Source organism: Citrobacter amalonaticus (assembly GCF_018252635.1).
Classification (GTDB): Bacteria; Pseudomonadota; Gammaproteobacteria; order Enterobacterales; family Enterobacteriaceae; genus Citrobacter_A; species Citrobacter_A amalonaticus_E.
Window position 1 is genome coordinate 83455 of record NZ_JAGTXM010000002.1, and the last position, 26411, is coordinate 109865.

The following is a 26411-nucleotide window of genomic DNA, read 5'->3' on the forward strand; positions in this document are numbered from 1 at the left end:
GTTGCGTTCATAGCTCAGTTGGTTAGAGCACCACCTTGACATGGTGGGGGTCGTTGGTTCGAGTCCAATTGAACGCACCATTTTGCGTCCGTAGCTCAGTTGGTTAGAGCACCACCTTGACATGGTGGGGGTCGGTGGTTCGAGTCCACTCGGACGCACCATTTCACTGCCTGGTGATATGGTGCATACCACGTCTTTTACGCTCAGTACGTTACTTCTGGTTTTCGTTTATCGACGCATAAGACTGCATCTTTCTGTTTAATATTCCCCCTTCATCAGAAATACTGCTGTGTAATTGCGTTTTCAGCTCATTAATTTTCTCCACAACCGTCAGTATTCTCGACATAAGAGATTGCCAGCCACTTTCATTTGTTTTGATATCTGTTCGCATCAGGTTTTCCTGATATCCCCAGAAAATATTGGTCTGGCTGTAAATGTCTTTTATCAGCGAACTGAATTTGGGGTAATACAAATCCGCGATGGCCATCGCCTCATGGAGACGATGGCAATTTTGTAGGTAACGTTCTCTGAATACCGCGACATCCGTTTCAGTGTGGAAATAACTCATCGTTTGCGAATTCTCTAATGAAATCAGCGAAATGATACAGTGCAACTCTTTGAGGTTTTTGCGGGCCAGTTCCACCTCACTTTTCACACGTTCATCCAGTAAACGTCCAGTTTGCAACGTAATATCTTTATCCGCATTCTCCCGGGCGATTTTCTGCTGCACACGACTCGCTGATTTTGACGCCAGCCAGGCAGGTATCGCCGTAATCATCCCCCCCATGACGACATATAATCCATTTGGTAAATTGGCAAAATCCATGGTTCCTCCTCCCGATAAAAGTCATATTGCCATTAATATGCCTGATGAAGCCGGTATCTGGTACAATACGGCGCAGAAAAACAGCGGAAGTCGCCTGGCTCATTATTACTGAGCGTTATTGTTGAATCGTTAAATGGAGAAAGAATATGCCCACGTTATTACAACTTCACTTCGCTTTTAGCGGTCCATTTGGCACAGAAATGGCAGAACAGTTGCGTGGTCTGGCGGAGTCGATTAACCAGGAGCCGGGATTTATCTGGAAGGTATGGACGGAGAGTGAACAAAACCAGGAGGCTGGCGGGATCTATCTTTTCACAAGCGAGGAGACCGCACTGGCTTATCTGGATAAGCATACCGCGCGTTTAAAAAAACTTGGCGTCGACGAAGTCATTGCCAAAGTGTTTGACGTGAATATGCCGTTGAGCGAAATCAACCACGCCAGAGTGAGTTAATGATGTCGCTGAGGGGGATTTTCTCCCTCAGCGGATTCAACGTGACGCCAGGCTGGAGAGATATTTTTCCCCCGAACGTTGCACGATTTGACTGGCACTGCGGATAATATTCTGTCCCTCAAATGCCCCATATAGACTGGAAAACGCCACTATGTCTAGCCGCTGTATGATCCTACTGACGGTTTTCGATGACAGCGGCAGCATGTTTGGATAGCTCCACATAAACGAAACCGCATCAGCACCGCGAGTGACCTGTAAGATATCTCCGGCGAGGATCGTCCCTTCTCCCTCCTCCAGATACAGAACCGTTCCCCCTGCAAAATGGCCGCCCAAACGCAATAATGTGACGCCTGGAAGCACGTTTTGTTCTTCCCCTTCCCATAGCCGAATCCAGGGGCTGTCGCGCATGATCCAGTCGCGGTCATCGGCATGGAGCCAGACGGGAGCGTCAAACGCCTCCGCCCAGTCCTGCATTGTGGTGTAGTAATGAGGATGCGAAATTGCGATGGCGCTCAATCCACCCAATGCCTGGATAAGCGTTCGGGTTGCCTGATCCAGATTCGCCACGCAATCCCAGAGAATATTCCCTACCGGCGTTCTGAGCAGAAACGCCCGCTGGTTTATCGCAAAAGAGGGAACGGTTTTCAGGCTGAAAAGTTGCGGCGTGTGCTGCTGCCACTTATTGGTATGGCTTGCAATGAGCTCATCAAAGTCAATCCACGCCTGCCCGGAAACCGGGATATATTGCCGCTCATCCTCGCAGATTTTACAGCGTTCAACGTTGCCGTGGCTGTTATCAAACGAGGTGCCGCAGGCTTTACACAGCGTTATCATCGTCACTCCTTTCCTCCAGCAAGACACCGTTAAGTATGGCAGAAGACGCGGCTCATCTGCCGCGCCATGCAATTTCAGACCGAAACACCCGTACCGTCCTCATCTACACTTATCTGATGTAACAGAAGTATCAGCGGCAAAATAAAAATAACAGGACGGAAAGGGATATGAAAAAAATCGCGATTATTGGGGCTGGCCCGACAGGGGTCTATACCTTTTTCTCATTACTAAAAGAGGAACCACCGCTGGAAATCACCGTTTTTGAACGCGGAAACCAGGCAGGAATTGGTATGCCTTACAGCCATTCTGAAAATAGCCCAATGATGTTAGCCAATATTGCCAGTATTGAAGTCCCCCCTCTTTTTGACACCTGGCTTGAGTGGTTGCAGACCCAGGAAGCACAGTACCTTGCGCAATATGGCGTTAAGAAAGAAACGCTGCACAAGCGTCAGTTTCTGCCACGTATTTTATTGGGCGACTATTTCCGCGCGCAGTTTTTGCAGGCCGTCCATCATGCAGAAAACCGGGGATTTAAGGTAATGTTGTACGAATCCTGCGAAGTCACGGATGTCGCAGCGTCTCCCGCAGGCGTTCAGCTCTGGACCGATCAACACACCGGGCCGCTACATGTCGACTTAGCGGTGATCGCCACGGGACATGTCTGGCCGGACGATGACGAATCAACACATGCATTTTATCCCAGCCCCTGGTCCGGCTTGATGGAAGCTGACGTTCCCGCCGCCAGAGTGGGGATTTTGGGAACGTCACTGAGCGGTCTGGATGCGGCAATGGCGGTAGCGGTACAACACGGAACGTTTCACGAAACGGAAGAAAATCAGATCCATTTCGCCCTGAATAAAGGCAGTGAAGCGCTGGAGATCACGCTGATGTCCCGTTCCGGGCTTTTGCCAGAAGCCGACTTTTACTGCCCCATTCCCTATGAACCGCTGGAATACGTTACCGATCAGGCGATTAAGCGTGAAATCGATGCCGGTTCAACTGGACTCCTCGATCGTGTTTTCAGCCTCATGCAACAAGAACTCACAGTAGCCGATCCGAAATGGGCTGAGCAAATATCGCTCTCTACATTGGATGCAGATACCTTTCCCGTGGCGGTGTTTGCCGACAGAGCGCACTGCGATCCGTTCGAATGGGCGGCTGCAAATCTGAAAGAGGTCGACGAGAATAAGCGTTGCAAACGCACCGTTGCCTGGCGCTATACCCTGCTGCGTTTACATGAAAAGGTTCAGGATATTGTTGCCCATCTGGATGAAAAAGACAGCAAACGGTTCAGTTCGGGACTTGCCCGCGTGTTTATTGATAATTATGCGGCGATCCCGTCAGAGTCCGTTCGCCGAATGCTGGCGTTACACGCAGCCGGTATTTTGCACATTATTGCGCTGGGACAGGATTACGGGAAAGCGATGAAAACCGATCGTACTGAGATTACGACGCACAGCGATCGTCTGTCATTTGACATATTCATCGATGCGCGAGGCCAAAAACCCCTGAAGACAGCGGATTTACCGTTCCCGCGATTACGCCGGCAATTATTGTCATGTGGAGATGCGATTCCGGAGGTTGGCGATGACTATACGCTTCAGGCGCCAGAGGATGTTCGCGGACGAATTGCCTTTGGCGCGTTACCCTATTTAATGCATGATCGGCCCTTTATTCAGGGGCTGGTCGCCTGTCAGGAAATTGGTAACGCGATGGCCAGGGCCGTTTCAAAACCAGCTTCCCGCCTGCGCAGGCGTTTAGCGCCTTATGATCGGTAATGGCGCACGCATTGTGGATGCATCCTGCTCCTCATTTGCCCTATACTTGTCGGAAGTCAAAAACGAATGAAGAAAGGTGAGCGATGGAAATTGATCTCGATAATCTGGTTTTTAACGGACTGGAAGAAGCACAGGAACGCAACGCAGAGCGTCTGGAAGATGCGGATAAAAAAGCAGAATCGGTGATTGCCGATGATGACTGTGGCGACGCCTGCAAGATCTGATCTGTTGTAACCCGCCGCGCAGAACCGCGCGGTGGGTCCATAAGCCCCTTTTTATTTCCTCAATATTCCCGCGGTGAGTGCAGATTTCATTCCAGTACACCTCGCGCATCTGGCGGTGTTCAGCGTGTTGTTTTATCACGAAACCACTCCGGGTCAATGTTAGCAATGTCCACGCCGTAGAGGCTGGCGACAGGAAGAATGGACTCCACAACGCGCTGCAGATTCACCTCTGCACCGGGCTGTCGGGTCGGTTCAGGCGTAACGGCAACAAGCGCCCTAAGACGCGCCATCTGCATTTTTACCTTCTCCATCTCCAGCTCCTCTGTTTTGTCAGATGCTTTTCATTGCAGCGCAAAAGACGCAAAAAATAAAATGCGAATTCTGCGCACCGTTATCTGTTTTTGTTCGTTAGCAACCTTTCTTTAACACATTGTTCACTAATAACTTTTTTAATATAAATAAGATTTTTTTCTTATTTTGCTGCAGGTTCGGGTTATGGGAGCGTAATAGGACAAACCAATAATTGCAGGGATATCAAAGAAAATGATGGCACCGAAAACAAAAACACAGATCGCAAAAAAAATGATTCTCGCCCTCGGCGTCATCCTCGCCACGGGCTTCATGAGCGTTCAGGCACAGGCTGACCAACTCGCCGATATTAAAGCGGCGGGTGTCGTCAGGGTCGCAACGTTTGACGCCAACCCACCGTTTGGTTCCGTCGATGCAAAAACCCATCAGATCGTCGGTTACGATGTGGATTTCGCCCAGGCGCTGGCGAAATCATTGGGTGTAAAACTGGAGCTGGTCGCTACCAATCCCGCCAACCGTATCCCGCTGCTGCAATCAGGCAAAGCCGATCTGATCGTCGCGGATATCACGATCACCCCCGAACGCGCCCAGGTTATCGACTTTTCCGTGCCCTACTTTGTCACCGGCCAGCAGTTCCTGGTGCCCGCATCGTCACCGGATAAGCTGGATGAATACAGCCGCGCACGCATTGGCGCGGTGAAAGGAACCACCGGTGAACAGGCGCTACATCAGCGATTCCCGGGATCCCGCGTTCTGGCCTATGACGATATCCCGCTGGCGCTCACCGCCCTGCGTAACGGCAACGTGCAGGCTATCACTCAGGACTCCACAATCCTGGCGGGTTTACTCAGTGGCGCACCGGACAAGGCGCAGTTCAAAATCCTGCCGGATTTACTCAGCAAAGAGGAGATCGGCGTAGGTGTGAAGAAAGGTGAACCGGCACTGTTGAAAGCGGTTAACGATGAATTATTACGGCTCGAAGCCAGCGGCCAGGCGGGCAAAATTTATGATGTCTGGTTTGGTCCGGAAACTAAAAATCCGCAGCCGCGCGCCTTTAAAATTGAGGCAAGATAAGATGCTGGCCAGTTTACTCACGCCCTCCGCAGCCGGAGCTGCGGATTTCCGCTCGTTACGTCAGGCGCGGGTTGAGTTACGCGACGTGGTGAAAACGTTTGGCGATCACCGGGTACTCAACGGCGTCAGTCTCACCGTCGAGCCTGGCGAAGTCGTGACTATTCTTGGCCCCTCAGGATCGGGAAAATCAACGCTGATTCGCCTGATTAACCAACTGGAATCATTGAGTGGTGGCGACATCTTTATTGATGACAAACCGGTCGGTCAGCTTAAGGGGGCCGCGCTGCGACAACTGCGCAGCCGCATTGGCTTTGTTTTCCAGCAGTTCAATCTTTATGCTCATCTGACAGCACAACAGAATATCACCCTCGCGCTGGAGTACGTTCACGGCTGGAATAAAACCGATGCCACACAGCGCGCCTATGCCCTGCTGGAACAGGTCGGGCTGGAAGAGAAAGCCGGTGCTTATCCGGCACAGCTTTCCGGCGGTCAACAGCAGCGGGTGGCGATCGCCCGCGCGCTGGCCTCCTCGCCGCAAATCATCCTGTTTGATGAGCCCACCTCTGCACTCGATCCGGAAATGATCGGTGAGGTGTTACAGGTCATGAAACGTCTGGCGCACAGCGGTATTACGATGATTGTGGTCACTCACGAGATGCATTTTGCCCGTGAAATCGCCGACCGGGTGGTGTTTATCGACGGCGGCGATATTCTCGAAATCGCGTCTCCGGAGGCCTTTTTTACCCAACCACAGCACCCACGAACCCAGCGTTTTCTGCAAAAAGTGCTGGATCCGCTGCATCAGGAGTTATCACGATAATGCCGTCAATGGACTGGCAGGGGGTGCTTACCGGCCTGCCCCTGCAATGGATCCTCTCCGGATTTCTCACCACGCTGTGGGTCAGCGCCGCGGGCATTTTCCTCGCCACGCTGCTGGCTATTTTTTTGTTAGCCCTTCGTCTTTCCGGCCATTGCGCGGGCCATCGTCTGGTAGCAGGCTGGGTATCGCTGTTTCGTAACACCCCGCTGCTGGTCCAGTTACTGTTCTGGTACTTCGCTGGCTGGAACCTGTTGCCGCGCAGTGTTGTTGCTTTTGTCAACGCAGAGCATGGCTGGTCAATCCTGCCCGGCAACGTCTGGTGGCTGACCCCCGAGTTTCTTTGCTCAGCGTGGGGACTCGGCGTGTTTACCTCAGCGTTCCTGGTCGAGGAAGTGGCCTCCGGGTTACAGGCGGTCTCCGCCGGACAACGCGAAGCCGCAGTCTCGCAGGGATTTTCCTCATGGCAGACCTTCCGCCATATCCTGTTGCCGCAGGGGCTAACGAATGCCTGGCAACCGGTGGTGGGGCAATATCTCAACCTGATGAAACTGTCGTCATTAGCCAGCGGCATTGGCTTTGCGGAACTGACCTACCAGGTTCGCCAGATTGAAAGCTACAACGCCCATGCGCTGGAAGCCTTTGCCGTGGGCACAGCGCTTTATCTGTTCACCGGCGTGGCGCTCGGTCTGCTGTTAACCCACCTGGGGCCCGCTCCCCGACAGGAGAAAGAGCGGCAAACCCGACAATCCCGGTTCAGGAGTCCCCAGCATGATCGCTAATATTGCGGTGATAACCGACAATCTGGATTATCTCCTGTGGGGACGGCTGGCCGACGGTCAACCCGGCGGCGTGCTGTTGACCCTGATGATGGCGCTGGGGGCGGCGATGCTGGCCTTACCTGCGGGTATTGCCCTTGCCGCTCTTGCCTGGCGGTATCCGGGCGTTATCCGTAAGGGATTGTTCGTCTGGGCAGAACTCATACGCGGGATACCGCTGATCTTCGTCATTTTCTGGATGTGGTATCTGCTACCCATGCTTACCGGCAGCGATCTCCCCGGTGCGGCAACCGTGACGCTGGCGCTGGCCTGGTTTACCGCCGCGTCGGTCATGCATTCGGTGTACGCGGGCCTCAACGCGCTGCCTGACGGACAGTATGATGCGGCGGTGGCTCAAGGCTTCAGCCCTGCGCAGGCATTAAGGGGGGTCCTGCTACCACAGGTGTTGCGCCATGTATTGCCCTCCCTGACCGGGATATGCATTGGCCTGTTGAAGGACACCTCGCTGGCGTTTATCGTCAACGTGCCGGAGCTGACGACGGTGGCGGGACAGGTCAATAGCCGTGAACAGATTTACCCGGCGGCCATCTTCATCTTTACGGGCCTGGTTTACTATCTGCTTTGCTACGGGATGGAGAAAGCGACCCGGCGACGATTTGCGCGTCGTTGAACGTTCAGCACTCGACAAACTGGTGTGCGTCGTCGAGCCTGTATTTCACGCCTGCGCGGATCCCCGCCTCACCTTCAACGGCGACGGCGAAACGCATGCGTTCACCGTCGTGATACGCCAGCGCCGCGCAGCCGCCCGGTCCCAGCATCACTGAATCCACAACCCCGGTACTGGCAACGATCGCGTTATCGCCGTTGCAGATAATATGCACATTGTCGCCGCTGTTAGCGATTTTCGCATTGGCGCCAAAGCTCACTATCTGGCTCAGATCGCCATTACTGGCGACATGGCTTCTCTCACCCAGAGTGCTCACGCGTACACGCATACCGCTGCTGGCGATCCGTGTTCCATCACCGGCGCTGCTAATACGCGTGGAGTTTCCTGCGGCAGCCAGCCGTGCGCGATCCCCTGAACTGCTGATATGGCTGTTATAGCCCACGCTACCAATGCGAACGCAGTAACCCGCACTGGCAATTTGTGACGCGTAACCCGCGCTGGCGATCTTCATGTTATCGCCCGCACAGCCGAGATTCGCGTTATCACCCGCGTTTGCCACCTGCTGATCGCCTGTTAAGGCGTCCGGGCGCGCCAGTCGGGACATGGCAGAGATATCCTGGCGAGCAAAATTTTCTTCGTCCAGCCAGCGCGACCAGGCGTATTCCACCAGACTGTTCGCCCAGTCGAGATACCCTTCGCGACTCAATGCCCGATGCACATCGGCGTAGTTACCGCCTTCAGGAAAACGGCGTAGAAACCAGCGGTACATCACCGCACCCACTCGCCAGTTGCGCAAGTCCTCTCGCGTGATCAACATTGGTTAATGCCGGTGATAGCCATCGACCATACAGCGGAACGTTTCGCCCGGCGTGCGGCCCGTGGTGCACAGGTAGAGGTGACCAAAAATAAAGAACAGGCTGATGATAGCCAACGCGAAGTGCGCCTGTAACAACCAGTAGCGCACGCCGGGGAACAGATCACCCACGACCTGCGGATACAGCGCCAGCAACCCGCTTAGCAACAACAGCGGCAACAGGCCGTACATCACGCCAACATAGGCCGCCTGCTGTAATGGATTAAACTTCGAGCGCGGCGTGGCCGGGAACGGATGCGCTTCACCCTGCATAATGCCGTAGAGGTAGAAACGGGTCTGTTTCATCGCCCGGGCCATCCAACCCTGAGGACGAATAATGTAATGGTGGCCGTTCCCACCCAACGCATTGATCAGAACGAAACCGACCCAGCATGCCAGTAGCAGAAATCCGCAGACTTCATGTACCGTCAGCAAGCTTTTGATCACCGCCGTACTGACCAACGAAAAATGATTGATGAGTCCACTGCCGAGCAAGAGTAGAAACAGCAACGCATTCGACCAGTGCCACAGCCGTACCGCTCGTGAGTACAGATATACTTTCTCACCATGCCCCGCAGCAGCCTTGTTGGCCGCGCGAAAACGAAGCCAGGCGTGCAGCCCAAGCACAAGCCACATCGCCACCAGCAGAAGTCCGGCGATCACCAGCCAGACGGGCCAATACTCCGGGGAAAACACCGGCACATAGTTTGCCAACTGGGCCTGAAACTGTTCAGCATTCTGCGACGCGTTCATACATTATCCTTTTTAATCAAATGTTGACCGAACCGACGATACAGATGGGGCTTGCCCGCGCCAGGAAGTTGATACTGGTAAAAGTTATTTTCCTGCAGCCAGCGCTGGATCTCCGGGCTGTCCTCGCGACCAAACAGCAGCGCATGCTCCGGGCAGGAGGTCACGCAAATGGGCGGGAAGCCTTTCGCCAGCCGGGACTGGGCGCAAAAATCACATTTATCCGCGACTTTGGTAATCGGATTCAGGTAGCGCACCTGATAGGGACACGCGCCGATACAGTAACTGCAACCGATGCAGCGCGAACCGTCGACGCGAACGATCCCGTCTTCATCGCGCCAGGACGCACCGGTCGGGCAGACCTCAATGCAGGGCGCATCGTCACAGTGCTGACAAGACTGACGGAAGTAGTGATACAGCGTCTCGTTGTCATTATCTGAAACGGGAATATGCGCAATCGACAAACGACTTCCCTGCGCGGGAACATGATTCGTTTTGCGACAGGCGCGAGTACAGATGTTACAGCCATTACATCGCGATTCATCATGGATCATGACGTATCGAACGGGCCCGCTTGCGGTTGTCTTCGCCAGCAGCGTCTGGCCGGGTCCGCTGAAAAAAATGACCGTTCCCATGCCAAGCACAAATTTTCGTCGAGTGAAGGACATCTTGTTATCCTCTAATGCTGTGGTCGCGCTCGTCCACGCTTTCCATGAATTCAGGGATTCTGAAACTGCTCAACTTCCAGCCATTCGCACAAACCGTAGGCTTTGCCGTAACTCATAAAGCGTTCGCTAAACAAATACGGCACGTCGTTCGACGACGAAACCGGGCGAATATCGGCATAGTCGGGATGCGTTTCAATTGTGGCCAGTGCGGCGTCTATCTGCTCAGGTGAGAAACCGTAAGGCGATTGTTCCAGCATGGCGACCTTGTACGGACGCGGATAGGTCTGGCAGTCAAAACGCACCGCCAGTGCGATTGCCCGACAGATATCCTTTTCCACCACCTGAACGCACATGTCGGCATAGTTGGCGGTCATGGTCCGGGTTGAGTAGTAATATTCATCCTGAGAGCCCGGCACCCGGGCGATATCCTCCCCGGCAAGCCCCTCTCTGAGCATTTCCAGAAGTGGCGTGAGCTCCGCCTCCTCCACCGAGTACGGCGGTTGCAGGAACAGTTCGCGCGCGACAAGCTGGCCTTTAGCCGAATGTTGGCGGATAAAATCCGCCATAATCTCAGCAGGGCTTTCTGTCGTCGCCTGTTCTTGCGCGCAGGCTACCGGCTCACGTCGTCCCTGCAACCACTGCCGCTTTTCGAGGTCGACATCGGGTGCGGCAAGCTGACTCACATCCTCTGGTTGGCTCATGTGATTTTCCCTACGCCGGCAACAGATTCTGTGCGGCCAGGTCATCGGCGACGTCTTCCAGACCGAGTCGATTCAACGTCTCACGCGTCGGACAGCCCAATTCAGGGTGCCAGCCCATCTCTTTATAAAACAGCGTCAGGGATTCACGCATATCGTCGCGGTCCATCTTGTCGGTGCCTTCGCTAAAGACCGGAATTTTGGGATCCTTATCAAACACCCACGAGCAGATCAGATCGTGCGCATTGCGCATATCGTTGGTCTGCATCAGTTTTACCGTGTAGGCGCGATGCAGGGTGAAGATGCGTTCTGCCGCTAAATCGAGACTGGCCTGCGTGGTTTCATCACCGGTTACGGCCTGGAAGAATTTGGCTTCAAGATCCAGATCCCCACGATAGTTGCGACTTTTCAGCGGCGACACGGTCATCGGCCAGACCCAGTTACACAGCGTAACGGCGTTATGCAGGCACACTTTCAGCAGCGTCCATTTGGCATATTTGATTTTTGCCGCGTTGATTGGCGTGTAATTTTTCGTTTCATCGTAGGCGTCAGGTGAGCCAAACAGCTCTGCGGCCACTTCTCGTTGAAGTGTTAAGGGCAAACCCGAGCCAATGAAATTGATGTGGGTGTGGGTCATACAGTCGCGGTTGAACATGCAGTTGGTGATAGCCCCCACCTGCGCCGAGGCTTCGTTGGCGTGGTGAACCGGAAAGCCGAACGGCGACCACAGTTTATTTTTTTCATACGCCCAGTATTCATCACCCAGTTGCCAGCGCTCGGCAATGGCATACGACCCATCCGCCAGATGGCTAAGCTCACCCACGCGATGCGCCAAACGATAATAGAAGTCCTTGATGAAATTCGGATCGCCCGCTTCCAGTTGATCCCAGCGGATCTGGGCGTATTCGTCTGCCGGCAGGACGCGTTTAAACACCCCTTTGCTGTAGCAATAGGTAAAGTCGCGGTGCAACTGACCGTAGTTACACCAGATACCGTAGTCATCAAACAGATTCAGGCCAATCAGGTTACCAATAACGCGGCCATCATCTTTGTCTTCAAAGTCTTTCGGGCCGTTCGGGAAAATGGTGGTATGGACGAAGTTCGCCACACAGGTATTCCCCCCTGTGCTCGGCACACCAAAATCTTTCACACGAGGAATGTTCATCTGCGTCATACAGCGAATTGGACAGGAATGGCAGCCGCTCATTTTCACGGTGTACTTTTCCGCTGCCGGACCTAAATCGAAGACCGATTTGTAGGTCCTGAAACCGACGGTGTTCTGATTACCCGGCGGGATCTCGCCGGTTTCGATCGGCCCACCTTCCGCCGCGCCCCAGAACAGTCCTTTGCGTGCGGTCCAGCGCGACGCGGGCGAGGAATATTCCGCCCATGCCTGTGGGGTACTGGGCACAACATGGTTATTATTCGCGCCAATCAGTTCTGTCATCATGTAATCATTCAACCGCTTCATTTCTTTGCGATCGGCAATGTTGACGCCTTTGGTTCCTTCCACGGCGATGGCTTTCAGGTTTTTCGAGCCCATCACCGCACCGGTCCCGGCACCACCGCTGTGGTTGCGGCTGTTGAGCATACAGGAGAGCGGCACGAGATTTTCACCCGCCTGACCAATCGCCGCCACGCAGGTTTCTGGTGACGTCATTCGGCAAATTTCTTCCGTGGTCGCACGAGTGCCTTTCCCCCACAGGAAATCGGCTTTTTCGAGAGTGACTTTGTCATCTTTAATATTGAGCCAGACGGGCGATGCCGCCTTGCCTTCAATAATGATGGCGTCATAGCCGGCAAATTTCATTTGTGCCGCAAAAAAGCCTCCCATATGCGCATCAACAACCAAATTGCCTTTTGTGAATGTGGAGAGCGATGTGATATTAACGCGAGAACTGCAGGGGGCGCCGGATCCGGTAAGCGGTCCCGTGGCAAAAACTAATTTATTGCCTTCATCAAAGGGTTTAGTGCCAGCGGGAACTTCGTCGTACATAATTTTGTAGCCGAATCCCATGCCGCCGACAAATTTTTTAAATTTACTGGAATCTTCAAGGGTAATATCGCCTGTTGTAAGATTGACCCGTAAAATATTACCTGTCCAACCGTTAGCCATAATGTTTTCCTTTGCAAGACTCAAACAGTAATATCTTTCCACTCGATGATTTTTAATGCCCCGGTCGGGCAGGCGTTGGCACACTCACCGCATAAAACACATTTTGCTGATTTCTTCGTTTCGGTATTGACGGTGGCCATCATCCAGGGACACGCGGTGGTACAGGCGCTGCAACCGATACAGCGTCGGTGATCAACGGCAATGCATCCGTCTTCCTGATTCCAGGTTATTGCCCCAATGGGACAAACCTTCATGCACTGCGGATCTTTGCACTGACGACAGGTATCCGGGGTGTAGTTCAGATCGCCATACAGGCCGCCGCCTGACCCTGGTCCCTTGTCGCCAAAGAAATAATGTCGGTGAATTTTTATGCGAGAAAAGAAGGTGCCGACTGCGCCATCATTGAAATTGGTACAGGAAATTTCACAGCGATGGCAACCGGTGCAACGGGCGCGTTGAGTTACCAGCACCCCTTTCGGCGTGGAGATCAACCCCACGGTACCGCTATCGATATCTTCTTGCTTACAGCCAAAAAGCGACAATAACGCGGGCGCGATGGTTAACCCTGCCAGGCCTTTTCCCGATATACGCAGGAATTCCAGCCGCGTTAAGCCAGTATCTAATAATGGACGATCAACCTGGTTCATTTATTTTGCATCCTCTTCGCAAACGCAGTGTCGACAACACGTCCCAGGCTGATGCTAATTATGCTGAAACAGAGCCTCTGATGTTGCCTCCTACAGCTGAAGTTCTGCCATAACCGGATTGCATAAATAACGCAACTTAACGCAAATAAACTAATCCTTTAGGGTTAGGCGAAATAAATAATGGGAGTTATTGGCGGGTATAACTTTGATCGTTATCAATTAAAAACGGGAAGGGAAATATTAAATGCGTAGTGATATTTATTATCATAAAGACTGTGAAACACTGTTTCGCCAGATTGCAAATAAATGTGAAACTGTTCTCAACTATAAATTAAAAAACGACCGATATATATATAACAATATAGCGAATTATCCCTTAACGGTAATTGTCGATAACTTAGAAACATGCCTGACATTTCCCTGTGACGGGAAATAAGGGATGATCCCATCCCTCGTTGCGGTTAGCCTGCCAGCGCGTTGATTACCGTTACCATCGCCTGCTTTTCGAGGTCGCTACGCTGAATTCGTTGGTTCGCCAGCGCTGTTCGTAACACCCCGGCAATCACGATATGTTTGGGTTCCTGTCCCAGATCGCGCATTTCCAGCACCACTTTGCCCACCACTCTGCACATCTCACGGTACAGTTCATCATCTTTTGTCAGGTTTCCCATTATTGTCTCTCATTGCAGGTCCAGTTAAACAGCATATATCAGACGGGATGGGATGACAAAAAACAAAGAAAATCAAAGAAATAACCAACGGTATTATTCAACGATATGCGTTTCCTTTAATTGTTGCCATTTATTGACCAGTTCTGCCAGATTTGCTGCCTGCATTTTTTCCATCACCCTGGCGCGATGCACTTCCACTGTACGTACCGCGATGTTCATCACCTGCGCGATCTCTCGGTTCATCAGTCCCTTAACGACGAATCCGGCCAGTTCACGTTCTTTTGCCGTGAGCACACGGTAACAGGTGGCGATCTGAAGTCGGCAGACAGCCTGTTCCGATACCACCAGCGCACGTTCCAGCGCCATTTGCAGCGGTCTGGCGCTGACCGGTTTTTGCAGGAAGTCTACTGCCCCCTGTTTCATCTGCTCGACGGCCATCGGTACGTCGCCATGTCCGGTGAGAAAAACCACAGCCAGCGTACTTCCACGCTGACGCAACACTTCATGAACATGCTTGCCGTCCATGACAGGCATCCGCATATCCAGCAACAGTACGCCCGTCTGATAGACATCGGCCTGTGCAAGAAAAACCGCCCCTTCTTTCCAGCACGTCACCGAATAGCCCAGACTCTCCAGCAGAAAGGCGCAGGCATCGGTGACCGCCGTATCATCATCGAGTAAATGAATTATCGCCATTACGGCTCTTATCCTCCTGTTGGGTAAAATCCAGTACAACCGCCACGCCGGGCAACCCGTCTGGCGCGCGCTGATTTCGCAGGTGAATCTCCCCCTGGCCGTAACGCACCAGCCGCTGACAAATCACCAGCCCCAGCCCCATCCCCTCTTTCCGACTGGTCTTGAAGGGCTGAAAGGCCTGATGCAGTAAAGCATCGTCAATACCGCCGCCATTATCCTGTAACGTGATGCGCACTCCCTGTGTCAACGCTGAGGCATCCATCCATAGCGTGGTGGCGCCCGCCTGCGCCGCGTTAAGGATCAGATTAGCCAGCACCTGCTCCAGCAAAACCGACGGCAGCAAAATCGTCAACGCGCGATCGACATTGCTGTGTAAGGTTAACATCGGGAACTGTTGTGCCAGGCGCAACAGTTGCCAGACATGTTGAACCGCCTCGTGAATGCTGATGTTCTCCCACTCTTCTGTGCGGGTCGGGCTTCCCTGAGCCTGACTCACCCAGCGGCGCAGATTTCGCAGGGTCTCTGCCCCACGCTGCGCCTGACGATCAATTTGCTCGAGCGCAGGCAATAACGCGTGCGCCGGATCCTGCGACTGCAGGCGAATCAGGCTTCCCTGCGCGTAATGACGAATTGCCGACAGCGGTTGATTCAGTTCGTGCGCGAATCCGGAGGTCATTTCGCCGAGGACGCTCATCTGCCTTGCCGTTTCCAGCGCCTGTTCCTGTTGGCGCAACTGGACGCCGTTGCGTTCAAGCTGTTTGCCACGACGACGTACCAGCAGCATCACCCAGATGTAGTTCAACGTCAGCAGCAGCAGGATCAGCACGGTCCCGCCCATTAGCCACTGATGCTGTATCAGCCAGCTTTTCACATCCAGCCACAAACGTCGCTGTTGTGGATGCTGCTGCACATCGCGCAGAAGCGCCTCTACCTGGCTTGTCGACGCCGGCGCGCCCCAGTGAAACGCGGCGGTGTCTGGCGCCGCCAGCAGTGCGCGGGTGACGCGATCGGCCAGCGCATCATTGACGGCAGGTAATGCGGCGAACGACCAGTCAGGATAGAGCGGCGTACTGGCTAAACAGTCAATATTACCGGGACGATTGAGCACCGCGATAAAATCGTTTTTTTCAACCAGTCCCTCTTCGTCCATTTTTTCCAGCAGGCAGACCGGAACAATCACCGCCTGTACCGCTTTTTCACGGAGCAAATAGAGAAGTGCATCGGCCGGAAAACCGGTAAAGCGCAGGCTGAGGTCGCGCTCAGGGCGCAGACCGGCGTCGCTCAGCGCTTTATATCCCAGCAGGTAGCCGCCGAACGCCTGGGGATCGATGGCCCCCACCGTTTTACCGATCAGATCGTGTGCGCCTGTGATACCGCTGTCGCGCCTGGCAAGGATCGCACTGCCGATGACGTTACCCGTACCGCGCGCTGAACGCAGAGACGCCAGCCAGCGCAGTGGTGAATGGCTGTTCAGTTGCACAAATTGCGCCGGGTTGGTCACCACAAATTGCACGCTTTCGTTGTTCACTGCCGCCTGCATCTGGTGCAGATCCAACGGCCGGATATGGAACTGTTCTCCGGGAATTTGCTGATTAAGCAGCGTTTCCAGTGGCTGCCAGTGGTTACGGGTAGAAACCTCTCCACGCATCGCCAGAATCCCGATATTCCATGACCCCGCTAACGCTGCGCCACTGAACATTAAGGCCGATGCCAGCAGCGTCAGTCCCTTCACCGTTTGACCTCTCACGTCATTATCCCCGTTGATTATGTTGTTTTAGATCAACAACCCGCCGGGTATGTGGTTAACCACAATAGAGCTGTCCCCGCCACGATTTTTACACTGTAAATCATCGACATTCTTTATTCATCACACGCAAACCAACGGCGTGACAAATGTTTCGTTGTTGCCTTGAGACAGGAGAAAAAATGGACAGCAGTAAACGGCAGTTTCTCCAGCAACTGGGCGTCCTGACCGCAGGCGCGTCGCTGGTTCCACTGGCGCAGGCGAGGTTTCCTTTGTCACCTGAGCGTCACGGCGGCTCCGCGAAGCAGCGTTACGCGATGCTTGTCGATCTGCGTCGCTGTATCGGCTGTCAGGCCTGCACTGTCAGTTGTGCGATTGAAAACCAGACGCCGCAGGGTGAATTTCGTACCCATGTGAATCAGTATCAGGTCCGGATGGCGGATGAGGTGACCAACGTGCTGTTACCGCGTCTGTGCAACCACTGCGACAATCCACCTTGTGTGCCGGTTTGCCCGGTACAGGCCACGTTTCAACGCGAGGACGGCATCGTCGTGGTCGATAACACCCGCTGCGTCGGTTGCGCCTACTGCGTGCAGGCCTGCCCCTACGATGCGCGCTTTATCAATCATGAGACACAGACCGCCGATAAATGCACGTTTTGCGTCCATCGCCTGGAGGCCGGACTACTCCCTGCCTGCGTTGAATCCTGCGTGGGCGGGGCGCGCATCATTGGCGACATTCGCGATCCGCAAAGCCGGATTTCACAATTGATCCGTACCCATCACGACGCCATCAAAGTACTGAAGCCAGAAAATGACACGGTACCCCATGTTTTCTATCTGGGACTGGACGAGGCGTTTGTCACCCCGTTGATGGGGCGCGCACAGCCCGCACTCTGGCAGGAGGTCTGATGATGCAATCCTTAATCATTGAAGAAGTGCTTACCCGTCCACAGGCGGTGAGTTGGCTTCCCTGGGCAGTACAGTATTTCTTTTTCATCGGCATTGCCGCCTGTGCGGCACTGTCTGGCTGCGTGCTTCACTGGCGTAAAAAGGCCAATCCGACGCTGGAAAATCTGACGCTGCTGATTGCCCTGACCTGTGCCATTACCGCACCGCTGGCGCTGACCGCCGATCTCCACCAGACGGCCCGCGTCTGGCATTTCTATGCTTACCCCACGCCCTGGTCATGGATGCCGTGGGGCGCACTGTTTTTACCGCTGTTCACTGCGTTCCTCGGCCTCTGGTTTCTGGCGCAGGTTTATAAACAACTCACCGGTAAAAGTTACGTTGTCACCAAATGGTTAGCATGTGCCAGCGCGCTCGCTGCTATAGGGCTGTTGCTCTATACCGGGCGGGAAGTCTCTGTGGTTCAGGCACGCCCCGTCTGGTTCAGTTATGCCTTTGTTCTCGCGATGTTCCTGAGCGCGCTACAAACCTTTTTAGCATTGTTAATTGTGGGGGGGCGCGATGATTTCCCATCGCAAAAACGCCTCGCTCTCGGACAACTGCTGACACTGCTCGCCCTCGCAGTCGTCATCCTTTTCTGGGTCAGTGGTAACACGCTTTCCGGAACGGCAATCCGCCAGTGGCTGACGATCTCCGCCTCTGCGCGTCATTACGCCTCGGGCTGGCTGATATTCTGGCTGATCTCACTGTTGTTTAGCGTTATCGCCCAGCGCCGTCCGCTGTCATTGCCTCTGCGCAGCCTGTTGGCGCTGAGCGCGATGGCGCTGTGCTGGCTCATGCGCTGGACCTTACTGATTCAGGTACAGACGCTGCCGAAATTCAACGCCCAGTTCAACCCCTACGCCCTGCCCGCGGGTACCGACGGTTGGCTTGCCATCCTCGGCACCTTCGGCCTGTGGGTAGCGCTGCTCATTATTGTTCGCGAAATCGTGAACGTACTCGCAAGGAGACTGCAACATGGCTAATTTATCCCGCCGCCAGTGGCTCAAAGTCGGTCTGGCCGTCGGCGGTATGGCGACGTTCGCCCTTAGTTATCGTGACGTGGCGAAGCGCGCCATTGAGGGTTTAATCAACGGCACCTCTGGTAAAATCACCCGCGACCACATCGTGGGTAACGCGCTGATCCCGGAAGCCAACGCGCACCCGCACTGGCAGCAGAATCCGCAGCAAACCATCGCCATGACCCAGTGTTTCGGCTGCTGGACGCAGTGCGGCGTCAGAGTACGCGTTGATCAACAAACCAACCGGGTACTGCGTATTGCCGGCAATCCGTATCACCCGCTTTCTCATGAGCATCACATTGACGCCTCGGTACCGTTCAGCACGGCGATGGCGCAACTGGCGGGCGAGAACGGTCTTGATGCCCGCTCGACGGCCTGCGCCAGGGGCGCGACGCAGCTGGAAGGTCTGTACAGTCCGCTGCGTATTCTTGAGCCGATGAAACGCGTGGGGAAACGTGGCGAAGGAAAATGGCAACGCATCAGCTTTGAGCAATTGATCGATGAAGTGGTGGAAGGCGGCGACCTTTTTGGCGAGGGGCACGTTGACGGCCTGCGCGCCATTTATGCCCCGTCGACCCCCATTGACCCGGAACATCCGGGTTTTGGCCCCAAAACTAACCAGCTCCTGGTCACCAATACCAGCGACGACGGGCGAGACACCTTTTTACGCCGTTTTGCTCTTAATAGCTTTGGCAGCAAAAACTTTGGCGCGCATGGTTCCTATTGCGGACTGGCCTATCGCGCAGGTTCTGGCGCGCTGATGGGCGATCTTGATAAAAACACCCACGTGAAGCCCGACTGGGATAACGTCGAGTTCGCGCTGTTTATGGGCACCTCGCCTGCGCAGTCCGGCAACCCGTTTAAACGCCAGGCCAGACAGCTTTCCAGCGCACGCCTGCGCGATGACTTCAGCTATGTGGTCGTCGCCCCGGCGCTGCCATTAACCACCGTGCTGGCTGACGATCACGGCCACTGGTTACCCGTGATCCCCGGCAGCGACTCCGCGCTGGCGATGGCGATGATCCGCTGGATTATCGAAAACCAGCGCTACAACGCCGATTATCTGGCGTTGCCTGGCACAGAGGCGATGCAACACGCAGACGAGAAGAGCTGGACCAACGCCACGCATCTGGTGATTGCCGACGATCTTCCTGGGCTTGCTGGCCAGCACTTAACGCGTACCCATCTGGACCCATCTTCTGCCAGTGATCCACTGGTCGTGAATGAGCGCAACGAACTGATCCCCGCCAGTGATTGCCAGCGTGCCGTACTGTTTGTCACGCGTCAGGTGACGCTTGCCGACGGGCGTCATGTGACGGTAAAAAGCAGTTTCCAGTGTCTGAAAGAAGCGGCGGAAAAAATGACGCTCGCACAGTACAGCCAGCAGTGCGGCGTGGCAGAGGAGAAAATCATCGCGCTGGCGGACGCCTTTACCCGTCACGGACGTAAAGCAGCAGTCATCACCCACGGTGGGATGATGGCAGGAAATGGCTTTTATAATGCGTGGGCGGTGATGATGCTGAACGCGCTGATCGGTAACCTCAGTCTGGAAGGCGGCGTCTTTGTCGGTGGCGGGAAGTTCAACGGCGCAACGGACGGGCCGCGCTACAACATGGCAAGTTTTCCGGGAAAAGTGAAACCCAAAGGGCTGAGCATCGCGCGAAGCAAAACGGCGTATGAATCCTCTGAAGAATACCGTAATAAAGTGGCTGCCGGGCAGTCCCCCTTCCCGGCCAAAGCACCGTGGTATCCGTTTGTCGCCGGCCAACTGACTGAGCTTTTGAGCTCTGCGCTGGAAGGGTATCCCTATCCGTTAAAAGCGTGGATTTCCAATATGACCAATCCGTTCTACGGTGTGCCCGGTCTGCGCGCGGTGGCGGAAGAGAAACTGAAAGATCCTGCCCGTTTGCCGCTGTTTGTAGCAATCGACGCCTATATGAACGAGACCACTGCCCTTGCGGATTACATCGTCCCGGACACGCATAACTTTGAAAGCTGGGGTTTCAGCGCACCCTGGGCCGGCGTCGCCAGCAAAGCCACTACCGCACGCTGGCCGATTGTTACCGCTGCCACCGCCACAGCCGCCGACGGTCAGCCGGTTTCGATGGAGGCATTCTGCATTGCGGTGGCAAAACAACTGAATCTGCCGGGATTTGGTGACAAGGCGATTTCCGACAGCGAAGGAAACCACTATCCGCTCAATTGTGCGGAAGACTATTATCTGCGCATCGCCGCCAATATCGCGTTTATGGGAAAAGCCCCGGTCGCCGAAGCCGCAGCAGAAGACATTGACCTTACTGGCGTCAGCCGCATTATGCCAGTCATTCAGCGGACGCTGAAGACGGAGGAAGTCCGTCGGGTTGCATTTATCTATTCCCGTGGCGGACGGTTCGCGTCCGATAAGAGTGGTCGGAGCGAAAATCGGGTCGGCAATGCGTGGGAGAAGCCGCTGCAAATCTGGAATGCCGACGTTGCCGCTCATCGCCATGCTATCACTGGCGAACGCTACAGCGGCTGTCCGGCGTGGTATCCGGCAAGACTGTCTGACGGACGTTCAGTGGAAGAACTATTTCCATTAACGCAATGGCCGCTCAGGCTTATCTCGTTTAAGTCCAATACCATGGCCAGCGCCTCCGCGGTGATCCCGCGTCTACACCACGTTAAACCGGTCAATCTGGTGGCGTTGAATCCACAGGACGGACAGCGTTTCGGGCTGTCGCATGGCGATACGGTGCGGATCACTACGCCGGGTGGACAGGTAGAGGCGCAAATCAGTTTACTGCACGGCGTAATGCCTGGGGTCATCGCGATCGAGCACGGCTATGGACACCGGGAAATGGGCGGCGCACAGCACACGCTGGACGGTGAACCGCTGCCGTTTGATGCAAAAGTGAAATCGGGGATAAACCTGAACGATCTGGGATTTGCCGATCCGACGCGAAAAGTGAGTAACACCTGGCTGGACTGGGTATCCGGCGCCGCGGTTCGTCAGGGGCTGCCCGCGAAAGTTGAGCGATTGCAACGCTAATGCCGGATAGCAAAGCTAACACGTTTTATCCGGCCTACCGACGTCGTAGGCCGGGTCACGTAAAGCCGCCACCCGGCAAAAACGGATCAGTTATTTACCGGAATGACCGCGCCTTTGTATTTTGTGCGGATCCAGTCCTGAATCTCTTTTGAGTGCAGGACGTCAACCAGCGCGACAATATCCTTTTTCTTCTCATCGCCGCGGTGAACGGTAATGATGTTGGCATACGGGTTATTCTCACCGCTCTCCACGGCGATCGGATCGTGGACCGGATCCAGACCGGCGTCGATGGCGTAATTGGCATTAATCACCACCGCATCGCCTTCGTTGTTGTTGTACATCTGCGGCAGCAGCGCGGCTTCGACGTTCGGCAGGAACTTCAGTTTTTTCGGGTTATCCACGATGTCGCTGATGCGCGCACTGACTTTATCCACGCCAGGCTTCAGTTTGATGACGCCCTCTTTCTCAAAGATAGACAGAATACGCCCCTCTTCCGACACCGCATCACGCATGATGATTTTGCCGCCTTCCGGCAGTTCCTTCAGCGATTTAACCTTCTTCGAATAGATACCGATAGGCTCAATGTGGATCGCGCCCGCGCTGACGAAATCGTAGGTTTTATCCCCGGCATGATCTTTCAGGACGCTGTTCAGATAAGGAATATGCTGGAAGTAGTTGGCGTCAATTTCGCGGCCCGCCAGCGCGGTGTTCGGCAGGATGTAGTCCTGGAACGGTTTGATTTCCAGATCGATCCCCTGCTTCGCCAGAATCGGTTTGGCCTGCTCGAGAATTTCGGCGTGCGGTACGTTAGAGGCGCCCACGGTCAGCGTGTCGGCCCAGGAGGCGAAGCTCAGGGCACTTAAGGTGGCTGCGGCAAGAAGTGTCAGTGATTTTTTCATGAGTATGGTTTCCGTATTTTATTAGCGTTTATCTAACAGAGAAGTGATCACATCGCCGCAAAACTGGATAATGAAGACGATGACCAGAATGGTCACTGTCGCCACCAGCGTGACGTCGTTGTGGTTGCGCTGGAATCCTTCCAGATAAGCCAGATTCCCTAAACCACCTGCCCCAATCACCCCAGCCATCGCACTGTAACTGACCAGCGCAATCAGCGTCACGGTGATACCGGACACCAGAGCGGGTGACGATTCAGGTAACAAAACCCGAAAAATTAAGGTGCTGAGACGAGCGCCCATAGAACGTGTCGCTTCAATGACGCCCTTATCCACTTCGCGCAGGGCGATCTCAACCAGACGCGCATAGAATGGCGCGGCACCGACAATCAACGCCGGTAATGCGGCATTGGCGCCAAGAATGGTGCCGACAATCGCTTTGGTAAACGGGATCAACAAAACGATCAAAATGATGAACGGGATCGAACGGAAAATATTCACCACCAGCGAAATGCCGCTGTACAACGCGCGGTTCTGGAACAACCCGCCGCGTGCGGTCAGGAACAGCGCCAGTCCGAGGACGATACCGAGAACAAAGGTAGCAATGCCTGAGAGCGCGGTCATATACAGCGTCTCCTGGGTGGCGGCAAAAAGTTGATCCCATTTCAGATGGGGAAACAGATTCTCAGCCATGTTGAATCACCTCGCCGTCAATGCCGCTTTTGTGCAGGTCGTCCAGAATGTTATTGAGCTGCTCTTCTGACGCCACCACGTGCAGCCACAGCTGGCCGAACACGCCGTGCGCCGTTTGCGTCATTTTGCCGTGCAGGATGTTGAATGGCAGGCCGTAGCGTAGCGTCAGTTCGCCGACGATCGGCTGATGCGTGCTGTGCCCGGTGAAGGTTAACTTAATCACCGTGCCGCCCAGTTCGCTCGCCAGCTGCGGATTAAAGGCCTCTTCATCGGCATACTGTCCTACCTGACGGACAAACTGGCGGGTAATCGGCTGTTGCGGATGTGTGAAGACGCTCAGTACATCGCCTTCTTCCACCACCTGACCGTTCTCCATCACCGCCACCCGATCGCAAATTTTGCGCACCACGTGCATTTCATGGGTGATCAGGACAATCGTCAGCCGGAAGCGGCGATTAATATCGAGCAACAGATCAAGAATTTGATCGGTTGTCTGGGGATCCAGCGCCGACGTGGCTTCATCACACAGCAATACATCCGGGCTGTTAGCCAGCGCTCGCGCAATTCCCACGCGCTGTTTTTGCCCGCCGCTTAGCTGAGACGGATAAGCATTTTCACGCCCCGTCAGCCCCACCAGCTCAATCAGTTCCGCCACACGCGCCTGAATTTTTGCTTTTGGCGCGCCGGCGATTTGCATGGAAAAGGCGATATTTTCGCGCACGGTGCGCGACCACAACAAATTGAAATGCTGAAACACCATGCTGATTTTCAGGCGCGCCTGGCGCAGCGATTCGCCCCGCGCGGCGGAAATCTCGTGACCGTTGATAGTGACACTGCCCGCGGTAGGTTTTTCCAGCCCGTTAAGCAGACGAATCAGGGTGCTTTTCCCGGCACCGCTGTAGCCAATAATTCCGTAAATCTGCCCCTGCTCTACGGTCAGATTGACATTATCAACCGCAGTAATGGATAGCCGGCCTGGCGTGAATACTTTCGAAATATTTTTCAGGACAATCATGTCGTTTGGGTATCCGTTGCTGCTTATTGTTATCCTGCCAGCGCTTTCAGCTATTTAGCAGTATGGATGTCCAAACGAGTGTAATCAGGGTAATTTAGATTTGAAATGATTTAAAAGTCATTTGTTATAACTTGAAGTAATAAGACCAGTTGCGCAACACAGCCTGGTTTTTGCGTTTGCGCAATTGGCAGACACGACTTGTTTAATAACAATTTGTTGTGTAATTGCCTGGATGTATTCTGAAACACCGTTTCCATTTTCCTTTTGTGTGGATTTCAGCGTATAATGCGTGACAATTGTCACTTGAATGGTTTCAGCACATTGACCTGTCATACTCAGAGACTACAAAACGTCCCTTTTTGTCGGGCTGAAATACGAGCACACATTCCTCTGCACGCTCTATCGATGTCACCTATCCTTAGTGCGAGGCATCCCAACTTTCGTAATACAGGTTTAGCTTCCAGGCAGTGCGTTCCGGAAGCCGGCTTTCCATATCCTTCTCAACTTAAAGACTAAGACTGTCATGAAAAAGACGAAAATTGTTTGCACCATCGGTCCGAAAACCGAATCTGAAGAGATGTTAACCAAAATGCTGGACGCGGGCATGAACGTCATGCGTCTGAACTTCTCTCACGGTGATTATGCAGAACACGGTCAGCGTATCCAGAACCTGCGCAACGTGATGAGCAAAACCGGCAAGAAAGCCGCAATCCTGCTCGACACCAAAGGTCCGGAAATCCGTACCATTAAACTGGAAGGCGGTAACGACGTTTCCCTGAAAGCAGGTCAGACTTTTACGTTCACTACTGACAAATCCGTCGTCGGTAACAACGAAATCGTGGCGGTCACCTACGAAGGTTTCACCTCCGATTTGTCTGTCGGTAACACCGTACTGGTCGACGATGGTCTGATCGGTATGGAAGTCACCGCCATCGAAGGCAATAAAGTAATCTGTAAAGTGCTGAACAACGGTGACCTCGGCGAAAACAAAGGCGTGAACCTGCCAGGCGTCTCTATCGCCCTGCCGGCACTGGCAGAAAAAGACAAACAGGATCTGATTTTTGGTTGCGAACAAGGCGTTGACTTTGTTGCGGCCTCCTTTATCCGTAAGCGCTCTGACGTGGTTGAAATCCGTGAGCACCTGAAAGCGCACGGCGGCGAGAAGATCCAGATCATCTCCAAAATTGAAAACCAGGAAGGCCTGAACAACTTCGACGAAATCCTCGAAGCTTCTGACGGTATCATGGTTGCACGTGGCGACCTGGGCGTTGAAATTCCGGTTGAAGAGGTGATCTTCGCGCAGAAGATGATGATCGAAAAATGTATCCGTGCGCGTAAAGTCGTTATCACCGCGACCCAGATGCTGGATTCCATGATCAAAAACCCGCGTCCGACTCGTGCGGAAGCAGGCGACGTGGCTAACGCCATCCTCGATGGCACCGATGCGGTGATGCTGTCTGGCGAGTCCGCAAAAGGTAAATACCCGCTGGAAGCGGTCACCATCATGGCGACCATCTGTGAGCGTACCGACCGTGTGATGACCAGCCGTCTGGACTTCAACAACGACAGCCGCAAACTGCGCATCACTGAAGCCGTCTGCCGTGGTGCGGTAGAAACCGCTGAAAAACTGGAAGCGCCGCTGATCGTGGTAGCGACTCAGGGCGGTAAATCGGCTCGCGCAGTGCGTAAATACTTCCCGGACGCCACTATTCTGGCGCTGACCACCAACGAAGTGACGGCTCGCCAGCTGGTTTTGAGCAAAGGCGTTGTGGCGCATCTGGTGAAAGAAATTGCTTCTACTGATGATTTCTACCGTCTGGGTAAAGAGGTTGCTCAGCAGAGCGGTCTGGCGCAGAAAGGTGACGTTGTGGTAATGGTTTCTGGTGCTCTGGTACCGAGCGGCACCACTAACACGGCATCTGTTCACGTACTGTAATAATTCTCGAGTGAATTAATTCGTTTAAAAAAGCGCCCTCGCGGCGCTTTTTTTATTATTCCAATAGCCACTATTAATAAAAAAGCAAATCGGATTGAGCTATCTAATTACAGATTATCTAAGACGAATCCGATGGAAGCCGCCTGTTTTCACTCAGTTTTTTAGCCGTTTTTGCGCATTTCGATGCTTCTTTGAGCGAACGATCAAAAATAAGCGTCTTCTCATCAAAAAAATATTCTCAACATAAAAAACTTTGTGTAATACTTGTAAC

Annotated in this window: 27 protein-coding genes and 2 tRNA genes; 14 read left to right on the forward strand and 15 right to left on the reverse strand. The window is 53.9% G+C overall.

Annotated features, from left to right (window positions below):
- The first annotated feature begins 3 nt into the window (after positions 1-3).
- Both KE671_RS04875 and KE671_RS04880 read left to right on the forward strand, forming a co-directional pair.
- Positions 4-80, forward strand: a tRNA-Val gene (locus KE671_RS04875).
- A gap of 4 nt (positions 81-84) precedes the next feature.
- Positions 85-161: transfer RNA gene (locus tag KE671_RS04880), tRNA-Val, on the forward strand.
- A gap of 50 nt (positions 162-211) precedes the next feature.
- On the opposite strand, the gene KE671_RS04885 is transcribed toward KE671_RS04880, so the two are convergent.
- The gene (locus tag KE671_RS04885; RefSeq protein WP_206161987.1) at positions 212-826 is read right to left on the reverse strand and encodes a hypothetical protein; all 615 of its coding nucleotides are present in this window, start codon (positions 824-826) and stop codon (positions 212-214) included.
- Positions 827-972: 146 nt separating this feature from the next.
- Between KE671_RS04885 and KE671_RS04890 the strand changes: the two genes are divergently transcribed.
- Positions 973-1278 (forward strand): monooxygenase, encoded by a 306-nt coding sequence (locus KE671_RS04890; protein WP_206161988.1) that lies wholly within the window; start codon positions 973-975, stop codon positions 1276-1278.
- A 36-nt stretch (positions 1279-1314) separates the two neighbouring features.
- Here the strand turns inward: KE671_RS04890 and KE671_RS04895 are convergent, their stop codons facing one another.
- A complete protein-coding gene (locus KE671_RS04895; protein ID WP_206162756.1) occupies positions 1315-2112 on the reverse strand; it encodes an MBL fold metallo-hydrolase in 798 nt (265 codons plus the stop codon).
- Positions 2113-2279: 167 nt separating this feature from the next.
- Here KE671_RS04895 and KE671_RS04900 point away from each other — a divergent pair, with 167 nt between their 5' ends.
- Positions 2280-3890, forward strand: a complete 1611-nt coding sequence (locus tag KE671_RS04900; RefSeq protein ID WP_206161989.1) for an FAD-NAD(P)-binding protein — start codon at positions 2280-2282, stop codon at positions 3888-3890.
- An 83-nt stretch (positions 3891-3973) separates the two neighbouring features.
- Positions 3974-4114, forward strand: a complete 141-nt coding sequence (locus KE671_RS04905) for a hypothetical protein (protein ID WP_152404854.1) — start codon at positions 3974-3976, stop codon at positions 4112-4114.
- Positions 4115-4233: 119 nt separating this feature from the next.
- On the opposite strand, the gene KE671_RS04910 is transcribed toward KE671_RS04905, so the two are convergent.
- Complete coding sequence (locus KE671_RS04910) at positions 4234-4425, reverse strand: hypothetical protein (protein ID WP_206162795.1); 192 nt, start codon at positions 4423-4425, stop codon at positions 4234-4236.
- Between the two features lie 232 nt (positions 4426-4657).
- Between KE671_RS04910 and KE671_RS04915 the strand changes: the two genes are divergently transcribed.
- Genes KE671_RS04915 through KE671_RS04930 form a run of 4 tightly spaced genes read left to right on the forward strand, consistent with a single transcriptional unit; the run spans position 4658 to position 7763 of the window.
- Entirely contained in the window at positions 4658-5497 is an 840-nt protein-coding gene (locus KE671_RS04915; protein WP_206161990.1) for an ABC transporter substrate-binding protein, read from the forward strand.
- Between the two features lies 1 nt (position 5498).
- Positions 5499-6317, forward strand: coding sequence for an amino acid ABC transporter ATP-binding protein (locus tag KE671_RS04920; RefSeq protein ID WP_206161991.1), 819 nt, complete (start codon positions 5499-5501; stop codon positions 6315-6317).
- Complete coding sequence (locus KE671_RS04925; protein ID WP_206162757.1) at positions 6314-7096, forward strand: amino acid ABC transporter permease; 783 nt, start codon at positions 6314-6316, stop codon at positions 7094-7096. The genes KE671_RS04920 and KE671_RS04925 overlap by 4 nt, the downstream gene beginning before the upstream one ends.
- Positions 7086-7763, forward strand: coding sequence for an amino acid ABC transporter permease (locus KE671_RS04930; protein ID WP_206161992.1), 678 nt, complete (start codon positions 7086-7088; stop codon positions 7761-7763). The genes KE671_RS04925 and KE671_RS04930 overlap by 11 nt, the downstream gene beginning before the upstream one ends.
- Before the next feature lie 4 nt (positions 7764-7767).
- On the opposite strand, the gene ydhT is transcribed toward KE671_RS04930, so the two are convergent.
- The 9 genes from ydhT to ttrS all read right to left on the reverse strand — a co-directional run bounded on the left by ydhT (position 7768) and on the right by ttrS (position 16606).
- Positions 7768-8577 carry a protein YdhT gene (ydhT, locus tag KE671_RS04935; protein ID WP_206161993.1) on the reverse strand — a complete coding sequence of 270 codons (810 nt, stop codon included), beginning with the start codon at positions 8575-8577 and terminating at the stop codon, positions 7768-7770.
- A gap of 3 nt (positions 8578-8580) precedes the next feature.
- Positions 8581-9366, reverse strand: coding sequence for a thiosulfate reductase cytochrome B subunit (gene phsC / locus KE671_RS04940; protein WP_206161994.1), 786 nt, complete (start codon positions 9364-9366; stop codon positions 8581-8583).
- A complete protein-coding gene (locus KE671_RS04945; RefSeq protein ID WP_206161995.1) occupies positions 9363-10031 on the reverse strand; it encodes a 4Fe-4S dicluster domain-containing protein in 669 nt (222 codons plus the stop codon). Before KE671_RS04945 ends, phsC begins: the two co-directional genes overlap by 4 nt.
- A gap of 50 nt (positions 10032-10081) precedes the next feature.
- A complete protein-coding gene (locus tag KE671_RS04950; protein WP_206161996.1) occupies positions 10082-10732 on the reverse strand; it encodes a YdhW family putative oxidoreductase system protein in 651 nt (216 codons plus the stop codon).
- A 10-nt stretch (positions 10733-10742) separates the two neighbouring features.
- A complete protein-coding gene (locus KE671_RS04955) occupies positions 10743-12845 on the reverse strand; it encodes an aldehyde ferredoxin oxidoreductase (RefSeq protein WP_206161997.1) in 2103 nt (700 codons plus the stop codon).
- A gap of 20 nt (positions 12846-12865) precedes the next feature.
- Positions 12866-13492 carry a ferredoxin-like protein gene (locus tag KE671_RS04960; RefSeq protein ID WP_206161998.1) on the reverse strand — a complete coding sequence of 209 codons (627 nt, stop codon included), beginning with the start codon at positions 13490-13492 and terminating at the stop codon, positions 12866-12868.
- A 461-nt stretch (positions 13493-13953) separates the two neighbouring features.
- Positions 13954-14163, reverse strand: coding sequence for a fumarate hydratase FumD (gene fumD / locus KE671_RS04965; RefSeq protein ID WP_206161999.1), 210 nt, complete (start codon positions 14161-14163; stop codon positions 13954-13956).
- 93 nt (positions 14164-14256) lie between these two features.
- Complete coding sequence (gene ttrR, locus KE671_RS04970) at positions 14257-14859, reverse strand: tetrathionate respiration response regulator TtrR (protein ID WP_206162000.1); 603 nt, start codon at positions 14857-14859, stop codon at positions 14257-14259.
- Complete coding sequence (gene ttrS / locus KE671_RS04975; protein ID WP_206162001.1) at positions 14834-16606, reverse strand: tetrathionate respiration histidine kinase TtrS; 1773 nt, start codon at positions 16604-16606, stop codon at positions 14834-14836. Before ttrS ends, ttrR begins: the two co-directional genes overlap by 26 nt.
- 179 nt (positions 16607-16785) lie before the next feature.
- Between ttrS and ttrB the strand changes: the two genes are divergently transcribed.
- The 3 genes from ttrB to ttrA are packed head-to-tail and all read left to right on the forward strand — an operon-like array spanning position 16786 to position 21600.
- A complete protein-coding gene (gene ttrB, locus KE671_RS04980) occupies positions 16786-17514 on the forward strand; it encodes a tetrathionate reductase subunit TtrB (RefSeq protein WP_206162002.1) in 729 nt (242 codons plus the stop codon).
- Positions 17514-18536: a tetrathionate reductase subunit TtrC gene (gene ttrC / locus KE671_RS04985; RefSeq protein ID WP_206162003.1), complete on the forward strand. Its 1023-nt coding sequence runs from the start codon at positions 17514-17516 to the stop codon at positions 18534-18536. Before ttrB ends, ttrC begins: the two co-directional genes overlap by 1 nt.
- A complete protein-coding gene (ttrA, locus tag KE671_RS04990) occupies positions 18529-21600 on the forward strand; it encodes a tetrathionate reductase subunit TtrA (RefSeq protein ID WP_206162004.1) in 3072 nt (1023 codons plus the stop codon). The genes ttrC and ttrA overlap by 8 nt, the downstream gene beginning before the upstream one ends.
- Positions 21601-21686: 86 nt before the next feature.
- On the opposite strand, the gene KE671_RS04995 is transcribed toward ttrA, so the two are convergent.
- From KE671_RS04995 to KE671_RS05005, 3 genes are read right to left on the reverse strand one after another with little or no spacing between them, the layout of a single operon-like run.
- Positions 21687-22499, reverse strand: coding sequence for a MetQ/NlpA family ABC transporter substrate-binding protein (locus tag KE671_RS04995; protein ID WP_206162005.1), 813 nt, complete (start codon positions 22497-22499; stop codon positions 21687-21689).
- Positions 22500-22520: 21 nt separating this feature from the next.
- On the reverse strand, positions 22521-23189 hold the full coding sequence (locus KE671_RS05000; protein WP_054176650.1) for a methionine ABC transporter permease: 669 nt from the start codon (positions 23187-23189) through the stop codon (positions 22521-22523).
- Positions 23182-24204, reverse strand: coding sequence for a methionine ABC transporter ATP-binding protein (locus KE671_RS05005; protein ID WP_206162006.1), 1023 nt, complete (start codon positions 24202-24204; stop codon positions 23182-23184). Before KE671_RS05005 ends, KE671_RS05000 begins: the two co-directional genes overlap by 8 nt.
- Before the next feature lie 285 nt (positions 24205-24489).
- Here KE671_RS05005 and KE671_RS23050 point away from each other — a divergent pair, with 285 nt between their 5' ends.
- Positions 24490-24720 carry a hypothetical protein gene (locus KE671_RS23050; protein WP_432759329.1) on the forward strand — a complete coding sequence of 77 codons (231 nt, stop codon included), beginning with the start codon at positions 24490-24492 and terminating at the stop codon, positions 24718-24720.
- Positions 24721-24727: 7 nt separating this feature from the next.
- Entirely contained in the window at positions 24728-26140 is a 1413-nt protein-coding gene (pykF, locus tag KE671_RS05010) for a pyruvate kinase PykF (RefSeq protein WP_043000839.1), read from the forward strand.
- Positions 26141-26411: the final 271 nt, after the last annotated feature.